Source organism: Mycobacterium venezuelense, assembly GCF_054919535.1.
In genome coordinates, this window is record NZ_JBONDW010000004.1 from 102221 (window position 1) to 114767 (window position 12547).

13 protein-coding genes are annotated in these 12547 nt (G+C 66.5%); 7 read left to right on the forward strand and 6 right to left on the reverse strand.

The annotated features are described in order from the left end of the window. Window position 1: 1 nt before the first annotated feature. The gene (locus ACRCUN_RS07905; RefSeq protein WP_462141081.1) at window positions 2–1996 is read right to left on the reverse strand and encodes a peptidoglycan-binding protein; all 1995 of its coding nucleotides are present in this window, start codon (window positions 1994–1996) and stop codon (window positions 2–4) included. 132 nt (window positions 1997–2128) lie between these two features. Here ACRCUN_RS07905 and ACRCUN_RS07910 point away from each other — a divergent pair, with 132 nt between their 5' ends. Both ACRCUN_RS07910 and ACRCUN_RS07915 read left to right on the forward strand, forming a co-directional pair. Continuing rightward, on the forward strand, window positions 2129–2455 hold the full coding sequence (locus ACRCUN_RS07910; RefSeq protein ID WP_462141082.1) for an SDR family NAD(P)-dependent oxidoreductase: 327 nt from the start codon (window positions 2129–2131) through the stop codon (window positions 2453–2455). Window positions 2456–2697: 242 nt separating this feature from the next. Next, window positions 2698–3168: a hypothetical protein gene (locus ACRCUN_RS07915; protein ID WP_462141083.1), complete on the forward strand. Its 471-nt coding sequence runs from the start codon at window positions 2698–2700 to the stop codon at window positions 3166–3168. A gap of 116 nt (window positions 3169–3284) precedes the next feature. Here the strand turns inward: ACRCUN_RS07915 and ACRCUN_RS07920 are convergent, their stop codons facing one another. Then, entirely contained in the window at window positions 3285–4091 is an 807-nt protein-coding gene (locus ACRCUN_RS07920) for a L,D-transpeptidase (protein WP_462141084.1), read from the reverse strand. Window positions 4092–4450: 359 nt separating this feature from the next. On the opposite strand from ACRCUN_RS07920, the gene ACRCUN_RS07925 reads away from it, so the two are divergent. From ACRCUN_RS07925 to ACRCUN_RS07945, 5 genes are read left to right on the forward strand one after another with little or no spacing between them, the layout of a single operon-like run. Then, window positions 4451–7084, forward strand: coding sequence for a sensor histidine kinase (locus ACRCUN_RS07925; protein ID WP_462141085.1), 2634 nt, complete (start codon window positions 4451–4453; stop codon window positions 7082–7084). Next, a complete protein-coding gene (locus tag ACRCUN_RS07930; RefSeq protein WP_462141086.1) occupies window positions 7081–7527 on the forward strand; it encodes a roadblock/LC7 domain-containing protein in 447 nt (148 codons plus the stop codon). The genes ACRCUN_RS07925 and ACRCUN_RS07930 overlap by 4 nt, the downstream gene beginning before the upstream one ends. Further along, window positions 7524–7901: a DUF742 domain-containing protein gene (locus ACRCUN_RS07935; RefSeq protein WP_462141087.1), complete on the forward strand. Its 378-nt coding sequence runs from the start codon at window positions 7524–7526 to the stop codon at window positions 7899–7901. Before ACRCUN_RS07930 ends, ACRCUN_RS07935 begins: the two co-directional genes overlap by 4 nt. Further along, a complete protein-coding gene (locus ACRCUN_RS07940) occupies window positions 7882–8466 on the forward strand; it encodes a GTP-binding protein (protein ID WP_462141088.1) in 585 nt (194 codons plus the stop codon). The genes ACRCUN_RS07935 and ACRCUN_RS07940 overlap by 20 nt, the downstream gene beginning before the upstream one ends. A 42-nt stretch (window positions 8467–8508) precedes the next feature. Next, window positions 8509–9297 carry an MHYT domain-containing protein gene (locus ACRCUN_RS07945; RefSeq protein WP_462141089.1) on the forward strand — a complete coding sequence of 263 codons (789 nt, stop codon included), beginning with the start codon at window positions 8509–8511 and terminating at the stop codon, window positions 9295–9297. A 9-nt stretch (window positions 9298–9306) separates the two neighbouring features. On the opposite strand, the gene ACRCUN_RS07950 is transcribed toward ACRCUN_RS07945, so the two are convergent. From ACRCUN_RS07950 to ACRCUN_RS07965, 4 genes are all read right to left on the reverse strand, one after another. After that, window positions 9307–9792, reverse strand: a complete 486-nt coding sequence (locus ACRCUN_RS07950) for an SRPBCC family protein (RefSeq protein WP_462141090.1) — start codon at window positions 9790–9792, stop codon at window positions 9307–9309. 3 nt (window positions 9793–9795) lie between these two features. Continuing rightward, window positions 9796–10137: an ArsR/SmtB family transcription factor gene (locus tag ACRCUN_RS07955; protein WP_462141091.1), complete on the reverse strand. Its 342-nt coding sequence runs from the start codon at window positions 10135–10137 to the stop codon at window positions 9796–9798. A 95-nt stretch (window positions 10138–10232) separates the two neighbouring features. Beyond that, window positions 10233–11450, reverse strand: coding sequence for a hypothetical protein (locus ACRCUN_RS07960; RefSeq protein ID WP_462141092.1), 1218 nt, complete (start codon window positions 11448–11450; stop codon window positions 10233–10235). A gap of 28 nt (window positions 11451–11478) precedes the next feature. Further along, the gene (locus tag ACRCUN_RS07965) at window positions 11479–12456 is read right to left on the reverse strand and encodes a glycoside hydrolase family 6 protein (RefSeq protein WP_462141093.1); all 978 of its coding nucleotides are present in this window, start codon (window positions 12454–12456) and stop codon (window positions 11479–11481) included. Window positions 12457–12547: the final 91 nt, after the last annotated feature.

The window sequence follows — 12547 nt, forward strand, 5'->3', positions numbered from 1 at the left end:
CCTATCGCAACACCCTTTCGGAGACGCACCTGCGCCACGTGATCGGCCCGACGATGCCGTCGCTCTCGATGCCTTCACCGGTCTGGAACTCCCGCACCGCCTGCTCGGTGAGCGGGCCGAAGTCGCCGTCGACCGCGATGGGACCGGCCTGGCGCAGGTTCATCCTGACCTGTACCCCCTTGACGGCCTCACCGGTGCTGCCGCGGCGAACCAGGATGAACAGACGCGACCACGTGACCGGTCCCACGATGCCGTCGACGGTGATGCCCTGGTTCCCCTGGAACCGGCGCACCGCCTGCTCGGTGGCCGGGCCGAAGATACCGTCGGCCACGAGGTCGAATCGCCGTGCGCGCAGCAGGTGCTGCAGGATCTGCACGTGAGGTCCGTCAGTGCCACGGCGCAGTTCGATGATCTCGAGCTGCTGTGCCGGCTCGTCGCCGAGCGGGTTGAGCAGGTCGGCTCGGCCCTCGAACGCGAACAGCAGCAGATCGACCATCCGGAAGGTGAGCGCGTCGGGTCCGAGAGTGGGACGCCAGTGTGGCTCGCGCACAATGGAATACGTGCTGCCTTCCATCGCCCGGTGGAACACCTCGGCCACGATCCGGCCGCCCACCCCGGTGAGCCGACCACCGTTGAGCTCGGCTTCCCGCAGGATGTAGGTCCACAGTGGGGTGCTGCTGGTGAGCTCGTCACGTAACGGCTGGGCCAGCCCGGTGAAATCCACACCGCTGCCGTCGCCCTTCACGATCTCGTCATCCGTCAGGGGTGTCACCCCCGCGAGTGCCGCCATCTGCTGACCACTGGCCAGCTTGACCATGCTGCCCCGCACGAGGTTGCGGAACGCGAGGTTGGCGTGCAGCGGCTCCGCCGGCGGCGCAGACTCGCCGAACGATCCAGCCGGAAGGTTGGCCAGCGGGTCGGTGAGCCGCGTGTCGATGTTGCGCGCATTGTTGAACTTCGCCTCGGGTACCGCGAGATCCGGCCGCCCGGCCTCGGCGAAGTCGTACAGCCGGCGGAAGTCGGCGATCCAGTTGGACGGCAACGGCCGGTCGCCCCCGAGCCCGCCGCTGGTCGCGGAGAATCCGAACAGGAAGAACAGCGCGCCGCCGCCGTTGTCGAAGAACCGATTCCAGTTGTAGGTGTCACGAACCATGCTGTGCCCGAGCCGGAATGCGGCGACCGAGAACTCGATCGGCATGGTGGGCGAGTCACCTGCCGCCGGTGCCGTCTCGAAGAGCGTGCGGCCGTTCGTGAACACGTCTTGCACGATTCCCGGATCGACGATCCTCGGCAGATAGTCGGTTTTGAGCATCCACTGGTAGTGCTTCACGACGCTCTCGCGCGCGGCCTCGAACATCGTCGCCGCCGGGCCAGGGGCGACCGTACCGATGACCCGATTGTGGAACCGGATGAACGCGAGATGGGTCTGAGCGACCGCAAGGTTCTCGTCATTGCGGTGGTCGGGTATTAACGCGAGTCGCTGCTGCGGCTCACGTGGCAGATCGTGACCGTCGAACGCCGGAAGGAAGTCCTCGAGCGCCTCCGTGCGCCCCATCTTCAGACGCATTCCATCGGTGTAGAACTGCGGGTCTGCGGTCGGACCGCGACCGTAGAGCGAATCGAGATCGAGTGCGGGCGAACGCCCCTGGACGAGTTCGTCGACGGTGACGTCCGAACCGAGCGCGCCGACGGTCTTGTCCATCGTCAGGTCGTGATCGACGAACTGCCCCAGGTAGGTGAATCCCGCCGGGATCTCCCCGTCGGTATCCGGTGTCGTCTCAGTGGTCGCTTCCGCCATCGCCGACACGAGGCCGGTGGACGCCGGTTCACCCTGCGGACCGATCCGTGAGAATCGGAATTGCCGTAGTTCGTCCACGTCCGACAGGTGCGGCGGCGGATTCACCGCCGCGCCGCGGGCCCTCGGGTCAGTGGCGGTGCTTCCGGTGAGCACGCCCTCCCCGACGACGAAAAAGCTGTCCCGTCCATGTCGCGTCATGACTCCCCCTTCGCGTGGCTGGTGTACGCAACGGCAAGTCAACTGCTACGGCGGTGGTGCGTCGTGCGTAGTGAACTACCTGCATTCAGGCCGACGGCGCATGCCGGGAATGACAGGGACTGTCATCGGGTTGTGAGCGATGACAGTTTCTATCATCACGTTGACGGCACGACCGACAAAGAGCTGCGCTCGATGACGCGCGGCCTCGCCCGCGAGCTACTGCCACGCAAGATCCGAGTGAACGCGGTGAGCCCGGGGCCCATCGACACCCGGATTCTCGAGAAGTCCCTGCCGGAAGACGTCGCCGCTCAGACGAAGGCGCAGATGACCGAGACCAACCCGATGCCGCGCTTCGGCGACCCAGCTGAAATCGCAAGGGCCGTCGCGTTCCTCATGTTCGACGCGACATACACCACCGGCGCCGAGCTTCCCGTGGATGGCGGCGGGTCACAACTGTGAGGGCCACCTTCGCCACGCTCGGGAACTTTTGCCTGTTTTGCACACCGACGTAGTAAAGCTGGATCTTGCACCGCTGCCGAACATTTCGGATCGGGAACGGTGCGGTCACGGATCCGGCTCGTTCCGATGCCAACTCGGTAGTCGGTCGGGAACCGTATAGACGGCTTTCCCTGGCTGGCTTACCGTTCAGCTGCACTAATTTTCGTGACAGTCATTTCTAGGCATCATCAAGGGAGTCGCCGGTGAGGATCAGCTTTGCTCAAATCGCCGTCAAAGTGGTTGCCGGCGCCGGATTGTGCGCCGCCGCCGCGGCGTTGAGCCCACACGCGGCGGCCACCCCGCTGAAAACAGGTGGATACAAATGCGTCGACAAGGCTGCCGGCACCGCAGCAGCCGCGCCTTGCAGCGCTGCCGCCGTCGAGGCGGCAGGGGTCGCGGCTCCGTTGGCACCGCCCGTCGCACCACCCGTGGGCGTCCCGCCGGTGCCCGTCGCACCGCCGGTTCCCCTCGCACCACCACCCGTGCCGGTCGTCCCGCCGGTCCCAGTCGCACCACCCGTGCCTGCCGCCGGTCCGGTCGCCGCAGCGCCTATCGCGGCCCCGCTGACCGAAATGGGCGGTGTCGCAAGCGGAAAGGGAGTACCGACTGGCAGGCCTGCCGGTGCAGACGGGCCCACCCCAGGGGTGCCGATCGAGCCCGGCCCTCAGGGCTGAGCCTGCGGTCACACCGCCGCACTCACGAATGGCGCTTCGAGCCGGTTTCCGGTTCGAAGCGTCATTCTTGTGTGGAGTACTTAGAGATGTCAGCCGAATCTGCCCTCGGCAGAACGCTATTCCTGCACGATTACCGGATCGCCGATGTTGACCGTGTTGAAGTACCACTCCGCGGCGGCCGGGATCAGGCTGATGCAACCATGGCTGACGTTCTCCAGCCCCATCGATGGGACAGCCCACGGAGCCGAGTGCACAAAGATTCCCCGGCGCGTGATCCGGACGGCGTAGTCCACCTCGAGGAGGTATCCGTCAGCAGCGTCCACCGGTATCCCGACGCTGCTGGAATCCATCGTCACAGAACGTTCCTTTTCAAGGACGGTGTAGGTGCCGACGGGCGTCGGGTATTCCGGTCTCCCCATGGAAGCCAGGAGCACGCCCTCCTCACCCATCCGGGGAAGGTGATGCGGTGCAGGCAGTGGAATCGGGGACCCTGCGCCGACCCCGTCGATGGTCACCGTGAACGTGTGGTCGGAGATGTCGGCAACGCCGACAACGGCCGGGCCGGTTTGGAACTGAGCCAGCTTGCTGTTCACCGACAGGCTCACGGTGCTGTGCGCGGGCCAGAACTGGTCTGGAACCCACTGCACCACATTGCTTTCCAGCCATTCGAACGTGCCGGTGCGGGCAGGCGTCGATTTGACCGCGATGGCACGCTCGACTGCCGACCGGTTGGCGATCGGCTTGTTGAACGTCACCACCACCGGGTGCCCGACACCCACGACGGCGCCTTGCTTCGGCGCGATCGATTCGATCGCCGAGTTCAGCGGCTGGCTGGCCGCTGCGGTATCGAAAGTCGTCGTACCAGCCGAAACGGTCACGGTGATAACGACCAACGCGAGAACACCCTGAATGATCGCCCGCATCAGTCCGATCCCTCTATTACGACCGCCCGGTCTTGACCGATGTCATGGTACGTGCCCGACAGCCTCCGAATGTCCGCTCATGCGTTGACAATTCGGTCAAGTGTTTGTCACGGATCGGCTACGGCGGCGGCGGTGTCACGGCCGCGACCGGACTTCCTCGCGGTGTGACCGAGCGCGTCGCCGAGCGCGTGTTCCGGATCGCAGAGACCCATGTCGCGGTGGAACGTGCACAAATGTTCAGCGCCAGCGAACGCGCACTGCTTAGCCCCGTCGATGCACAATCGTTATCAGTCGTTTACCATCTCCCGGAGCCGAGTCCTACCTGAACGTTAATTAGCTCGGCGGAGGGTGGTACGGCCGTGGATGAAAAAGATCCGAATATCGGTGAACATCCGCGTCCGACGGTGTCGCGGGTGTCGTTCGACGGCTGGCCGTTGCGCTGGAAGGTCGCGGCGACCCTGGTGCTTCCGATCCTGCTAGCTGCGACTTTCGGCGCGGTGCGCATCTACAACGAGCTGACGGCGGCATCGCGATTGAGCGTCGCGTCCGACAACGCCGTGATCGTGGTGCCCGCGGTCGAGTTGGTCGATCGGCTCGACGGGCTCGCCTACGCCGCCGCCTCGGGCGCGCCGATCGAGGACCCGCTCGCACAGTTCGACGCGAGCGCCGAGACCCTGGCGTCGGTCACCACATCCGCGGAGTTCGACCAGGCAGTGGCGGCCGAGCTCGCGTCGGCATCCTCGACCGCCAAGACGTTGCGCGACGACATCACCTCGCGCCCGGTTCCCCAGCCGGAGATCGCCGACCGGGCGCAGAGCGTCGCATCCGAGGCCATCGCGGCGGTCGCGACCACCACAGCGACCGTCGACGACCCCGCTGTCCGCCCGCTCGCGGACCGCCTCGTGACGGTTCTCGCGGCCCAACGGGCCCTGACGACGCAGCGGGTGCTGGTCACCACGCCGGGCTTCGCCGATTCGGTCGAGCTGCGCACCCAGGTGGCAGATGCGGCAGGTGCGGAAGCGGCGGCCATCGATCGGCTCGCCCAGCTGACCCTCACGGATGACGCCGCGGCGTTGCGCGACGCGTCCGACGTTCGCCGCGCTGCCTACACGCAACCGCTGAATGAGTCCATACCGGCGGCCGGATTCACGAACGCGTTGCAGGCGAGCGTCGACAAATACCGCGGGCTGACCCAGCAGCTGTCCGCCGATCTCGACCGCACGCTGCACGATCGCGCCAACGCCCTGCGATCCGACGCCCTGCGTGACACCGCGATCATTCTCGGCGCGGTCCTGACCGCACTCGTCTTCGCGCTGGCGGTCGGGCGCTCGCTCATCCGATCGATCAACCGCCTGCGCCGCGGCGCCCTGCACGTCGCGCAGGTCGAGTTGCCCGAGGAGATCGATCGACTCAGCAAAGGCGGCGGTCTGCCGGAGATCACCGCGCTGCCCGTCCGCACCAGAGAAGAAGTAGGCCAGCTCGCACGCGCGATCGATGACATCCACTACCAGGCCGTGCGCCTCGCCAGCGAGCACGGTGTTCGCCTGCAGATCGGCGACATGTTCGAGACCCTGTCCCGGCGCAGCCGGTCGCTCGTGGAAGAGCAGCTGGCGCTAATCGAGACCCTTGAGCTCGACGAGGACGATCCGGTGCGGCTGGAGCATCTGTTCCGGCTCGATCACCTCGCGACGCGCATGCGCCGCAACGGCGACAACCTGCTCGTGCTCGCCGACACGGTGGAGCGCCACCGCATGTCCGCACCCGTTCCGCTGCCGGACGTGCTGCGCGCGGCGATGTCCGAGGTCGAGGAGTACCGCCGGGTCCAGGTCGGTCACATCGTCGACGTGTCGATCGTCGGCTCGGCGGCAGGCGACATCGGCCACCTGATCGCAGAACTCCTCGACAACGCACTCAGGTACTCGCCACCCGAGTCACCCGTTCTGGTCACGGTCGGACGCGCAGTCGACGCCGGTGTCCTGGTGGAGGTGGCCGATCGCGGACTCGGCATGTCCAGGGAGGATTTGAGCGCGGCGAACGACCGGCTCGCGCTCGGCGGCGAGGTGACATCCGAGACGGCGAAACGGATGGGTCTGTTCGTGGTCGGCCGGCTCGCACGGCGCCATGAGGCCACGGTGCGGCTGCGCACCACGAGCCACCTGACCGACCGGCCCGGTGTGACGGTGAGTGTGCACCTACCCGGCGCGCTGATCGCCCCGCCGGTCGGAATGGGCGAGCCGCTCGGCGACTCCCCTGCGTTCGCGGACGCGCCACGTCGCGGCCTCGAGCCGTTGCGGGCGCCCGCACGCGAAGTGGGCGCTGCCCCGCCGCTCCACGGCACCACGGCTTCGTCTCCGGCCACGGCAGCTGTGAACGGTGCAGCCACCGCGGTCCACACCACCAACAACGGCAGCACGCTCCCGAAGCGGTCACCCGGTGCGAGCGGCGTCAATGGTGTCCCCGCTCCCACGAACGGACTGTCTGCTCCTCCGGCGCCGGAAGCAGCCGCCGACGAAGAACCCGGACGCCCGTCGCGACCGAATGCGCTGTCCTTCTTCACCTCGTCCCCGCCACCGGCCGCGCCCGCCGCGCCGAAGCCTCCCGATTCGGCACCGCCTGCCCCCGAACGTCCGTGGCTCGACATCGAGTCCGAGAGTGCGCCTATTTTCGAACGCATGACGTCCGAGTGGCTGATGGATCCGGTGGCGCAGGAATCGCGCAACCGGGTCTGGACGAGCTCGGCGGATGCCCTCTGGGCCGCCGCCGCCAAGGCGGTCGACCAGGAACCCAAGCGGCACACCCAATCCGGGCTGCCGATCCGCGAACGCGGTGCACGCCTCGTTCCGGACGACACCCGGCCGGGCGCCCACGCGAGGGCCGACGTGGGAAATGATCCCGCGGCGATCCGCGACATACTGAGCCGGCAGCTTGCCGGCGTTCGCAGGGGCCGAGCCGAAACCGATGCAGCACACCGCCGAATCGAAGGAGACCGATGAACACCGGCACGCAACCACACGCTGGGTCGGCTGGCTCTGCTCCTGAGACCAGACGTACCCTCGACTGGCTCGTGTCCAGCTTCGTCCGCGATGTGCCGGGCGTGTCGCATGCCATCCTCGTGTCGGCCGACGGTCTGCTGATGGCGTCGAACTCACATCTGCCTGCTGACCGGGCAGAGCAATTGGCCGCGGTGACATCGGGTTTGGCGAGCCTGTCGACCGGCGCCGCCCGGTTGTTCGAGGCCGGAAACGTCCGCCAGTCCATCGTCGAGATGGACGACGGCTTTTTGCTTTTGATGGGGGTCGGGAACGGTTCCTATCTCGCTACGCTGGCGTCGGTGTCATGCGACATCGGACAGGTCGGCTATGAGATGGCGTTGCTCGTCGACCGCGTCGGCAAGACCGTGCAGGCGACTCCGCGCGCCACGCAGGGAGTTCGATGACGCTCAGCATGGACAGGCCTGAGCAGAAACAATCAGCCAGTCGTGCGCGGCCCTACACGCTGACAGGGGGACGAACCCGCGCTCGGATCGAGATACCGATCGAGGCTTCGGTCGAGGCTCTGGTGTCGAGCAACGACCTCGAGTGGGCGCCGGGCGACGTCCACACGGTCATCGTCCGGTTGTGCGGCAGCCGGCCGTCGATCGCCGAGATCTCCGCTTACGCCGGTATTCCCATCGGGGTCACCCGGGTACTGGTCGGTGATCTGGTGGAAAGCGGGTATCTGCGGGTGCACGCCACGCTGACCGACCAATCGACCGCGACGGAGCGGCGCCTACTGATCGAAAGGACCCTGAGTGGACTACGCGCACTCTGACGCAGGCGCCACGGTGTCGTCGACGAAGATCGTGATCGCCGGCGGCTTCGGCGTCGGCAAGACCACGTTCGTCGGCGCGGTGTCGGAGATCGTGCCGCTGCGCACCGAGGCACTCGTCACGAACGTCTCCCATGGCCACGACGACATCGACGCGACCCCTGGTAAAGAGACCACCACCGTCGCAATGGACTTCGGCCGGATCACGATCGCAAGCGACCTCGTGCTGTACCTGTTCGGCACACCGGGGCAACGCCGGTTCTGGTTCATGTGGGACGACCTGGTCCGTGGCGCGATCGGCGCCATCGTGCTGGTGGACACCCGCAGGCTCGAGGACAGCTTCGCAGCCGTCGACTTCTTCGAGGCACGAAGCCTGCCATTCCTGATCGCCGTCAACCAGTTCGACGATGCCCCGACGCACACGATCGAAGATCTCCGCGAGGCGCTCTCGGTGTCACCCAACGTGCCGATCATCAGCGTCGATGCCCGACAACGCGATTCGGCCAAGAACGCGTTGATCGCCATCACCTCCTACGCGCTGGATCGTCTGCCGACGACAGTGCCCTGACCACCCCCTGATCCACCTGCACCACAGTCTCGAGGGACCCTCATGAACCATCATCACGTGCACCACTTCGACATGGGCCTCTGGCTGTTGTTTCTGGCGTACATCGTCTCGGTGACCGGCTCGGTCGTCGGGCTGGCATGCACCCGGTGCGGCGCCGCCGCGGCCACCGAACGAGACCGGCTGCGCTGGCTGCTGATGGCCGCCATCGCGATCGGCGGTGTCGGGATCTGGCTCATGCACTTCATCGCGATGCTCGGCTTCGCGATTCCCAACAGCGTGGTGCGTTACCACCTGGGCTGGACGGTGGCATCTGCCGTGCTCGCGATCGCGGCGGTCTTCGCGGGGTTGGTCACGATCGGCCGCACCTTCGATCTGCGCCGACTCCTCGCCGGAGGCGTCATCACCGGCCTGGCCGTTGCCCTCATGCACTACACCGGCATGTGGGCGATGCAGATCCAGGGCTCCATCGCCTATGACAAATTCCTTGTCGCCCTTTCCTTCTTGATCGCCGTGGTCGCCGCGACGGCAGCGCTGTGGTTCACCCTGGTCCTCAAATCATCGGTCCTGCGGTTCGCAGCCGGGCTCGTGATGGGTGTCGCCGTCGTCGGCATGCACTACACCGGTATGGCGGCGGTCCGGGTGACCGTCGATCGCACCGTGCCGGTTCCGGGTGGGCCCGAAGCGTTCTCGTTCCTGTTCCCGGTCTTCGTGATCGGCCTGCTTGCCCTCGTCGTCCCGATCACCGCGGTGATGCTGGCGTCGGATCGCAATGCCAAAGACGGCGAATCGGAGTCCCGCCCCGTCGCTTCGACATCTGGGCGTCATCGCTGAACCGAGCGTTCAGGACGCGATCAGGTCGTCGATCTGGTTGATCGCCAACGAGGCGCCCTCAACCACGCCCATGTCCAACACCTGCTGAAGTGCCTCGGCGGAAGTGTAGGTGCTCACGTATGTCGCGCGGGTGCCACCGTCGTGCGCCACGAAGGTAAAGACGTTGGTCGACACCGGCATGTCGGGATTCGGGTTGAAATCCAGATCGGCGAAGCCGTCGACGAACGAGAAGCTCGTCGGCTCATCGACCGCGGTGACCTCCCAGTAACCGGCGTGCTTGTCGCCTTCGGGACCGGTCATGTAGTAGGTCATGCGACCGCCGGCCGTGAGGTTGTGATCGACCACGGTCGCCGGATACGTCGGTGGCCCCCAGACCTTTTCGAGCTGGCGCGGGTCGGCGTAGACCTGCCAGATTCGTTCGACGGGCGCCGCGAAATCGGCGGTGATGGTCAGCGTCAGGTTGTCGATGTCGTGCTTGACGTCTGTCACGGGCATGGTTCAGTCCTCCTTGATCGGGTCATATGAGATGAGTTCGTCGATGCGTGCGATGCGACCACGCCAAACCTGTTCCAGCTCAGTGAGCATGGAACCCACTGACCGCACCGCATCCACGTCACCGCTCGCCAGTTGCTCGCGACCACTCCGTCGCTTGGTGATCAGACCAGCCTTTTCGAGCACGGCGACATGCTTTTGCACTGCGGCGAAGCTCATGTCGTACTTCGTCGCGAGCGCGGAAACCGAGTGCTCCCCGGCGAGCACCCGGCGCATGATGTCGCGCCTGGTGCGGTCGGCGAGCGCGTGGAACAAGGCGTCCGCCCGGTCCTCATCATGCTCGGTCACACCATAAACATACAACCAGTCGGTTGTATGTTGTCAAGAGTCAGTCTCGGCGAGCAGGCCCGTGGTGCCTCATCCGGGCCTTCTGCGCTAAGCGGTCATCGAACCGGGACGGGACGCGGCGGGCCGGTGTCGTCGGGCTCGATGTCCTGCGGCTCGGTGACCCAGGCGCTGAACACTGGCACCCCGCGCCAGGCAGCGGGCCCGTCTTCGCTTGCGGCGCAAGCCAATACAGCGTAGGGCCGATTGAAGCGCAACTCGATGCGCCGGATCAGCACCTCGTGAAATGACGGCATGCCCGCTGCGCGCATGCCCATCGCGGTCACCGCCGCGGCCTTGAATCCGGTGCGCGAGTATGACGCGATGGCCGTCTGCTTCGCGGTGAAGCTCACCGGTAGATCCTCCGGCCGGGCGAAACCGGTCAACGTGTCGAACACCATGGGCACGCCCGGGGCGTCCGCGAGGTCGTGGTTGCTCGTCGCCGACCACGCCGGCAGTAAACTGCGAAACTCCGCCTGCACCTGCGGACCGCCGGACCGTTGTTCGCGGCGCTCGGTCACGGTCCACGCGTGTCCGTCGGTGAGTTCTTCTGCAGGCAGCCGGCGCGCACCGCGCTCGTCGCCGCGGAGCATCGCGGCGATTTGATGAGCAGCCCTGTCGACCTCGTGGGGTGGAACATCCGGTGCTGCAATGACGCTCAACACCTCGAGCGCCGATGACGAATACGGCGCTGCCACCGCCACCGGCCCCGCCGCGTCGGTATCGGCAACCAGCTGCAGCCCGTGCTGAAGCGACAGGGACCGGTTGACCGCGTTACCGAATTCGCCGCCGAGATCCTCAACCGTTCCGAGTGGGGTGCCCCAGTGGATATCCGTCGCCAGCGCGGAGGCGAGCACGAGCCGAACCAAACTGTCGAGGTTGAGCGGGAATTCGTCGATCAAGCCATTCGTGCGACCCTGCGCCCAGGCGTTGGCGCGCACCTGATCCGGCACGGGCCCCCGCTCCACCACGTCGGGCAGCGTCTGTGCCCATGCGTCGAAAGCCGGACCTAATTCGCGGTCCCACACCGCCGCGATCGCAGACACCGCGGGGTGCGGTTGGCTCAACAGGTTGCGCGCCCGCTCTGCGGCGTCGTCGACCGTCGTGCCGAGGACAGCCTCGAGATCACGGCGGCTCGCTCCCCCGGCCGCCGGACCGACCAAGGCCAGCAGGAGCCATGCGCCCAACGGCGAGGTCACCGCGTGCCGGTCGAGCAGTGACCGGTTGAACTGGGCCGCATAGGCAGACACGATCTCGGAGGTCTCTGTGCCCGGCATGCCTGAAACCTTAGCGGCGGGGTGACCCCTACTGGCCCGCGTTACGGGCCAGGTCGATCGCGTACTGGTTGACGAACGTGCCGGCCGAGGCTTCCCCACTGCCGCACGATCCGTCGGACTCGCCCGGGCGCTTGACCCACAGGTAGGCGTCGGCATGCGGGCTTGCGGTCGCGGTGGTGGGCGGCACACCGAGCGCGCGGCCCGGCGGGTTGCACCAGGAGTCGCTGTCGACGGGCCCGAGGCCGTTGCGCGACGTGTCGATCACGTAGTGCGCACCGTTGGTCATGCCGGAAATAGCCTCGCCGTAACCGGTCGACTCCTCCGTGGTGAAGAAGTTCGCGGTATTGAGGCTGAACCCACGGGCCTTGGCCACACCGACCTCGTTGAGTCTGGCGGCCATGTCCGGGGCAGGCACCCACCGCGGATGGCCGGCATCGACATAGACGGCCGTGCCCGGATTGCGGGTGAGCGTGTCTACCGCATAGCGCATCAGGTCGAATCGTTCCTGACGCTGATCGGCCGACAGACAATCGGCCATGGCCAATGCGTCAGGTTCGAGAATGACCGCCGCACGTCCGCCGCCGATCGCGCCTGCGACGCCGTCGATCCAGCCGCGGTACGCGTCGGCCGACCCGAACCCGCCCGCGGCGTAGCTGCCGCAGTCACGATGCGGGATTCCGTAGAGAGCCAGGATCGGCATGGTGCCTGCGGCCTGGGCGTCGGCGATGTACTTCGCATCCACGGAAGGCGTCGAGATGTGGTCCATCCAGTACGCCGTCGGCGTGTTGGCGATTGCGGCCAGCTCGGGGCTCGGGTCGCTCTTCGACGCCCGCATGGCCTTGGAATTGGGATTGACGTAGAACGGCATCCCGACCAGCGGGTTTCCGTCACTGGTCAGGCGGACCGCCGGGGCCGAACCGACCTGCGTCGGGGCAGCGGCGAACACCATCGCGACCGCCAGGAACGGGAGAATCCACCGCGCGACTGCACCAGCAGCTGAGGACATCACCTCAGGAAAATTAGTGGGTCAAAGCTGTGAGTGCCAATCCCAGGCGTTCGCGCAATATCTCGAAACGCCCCGGATGACATCGCGCGCT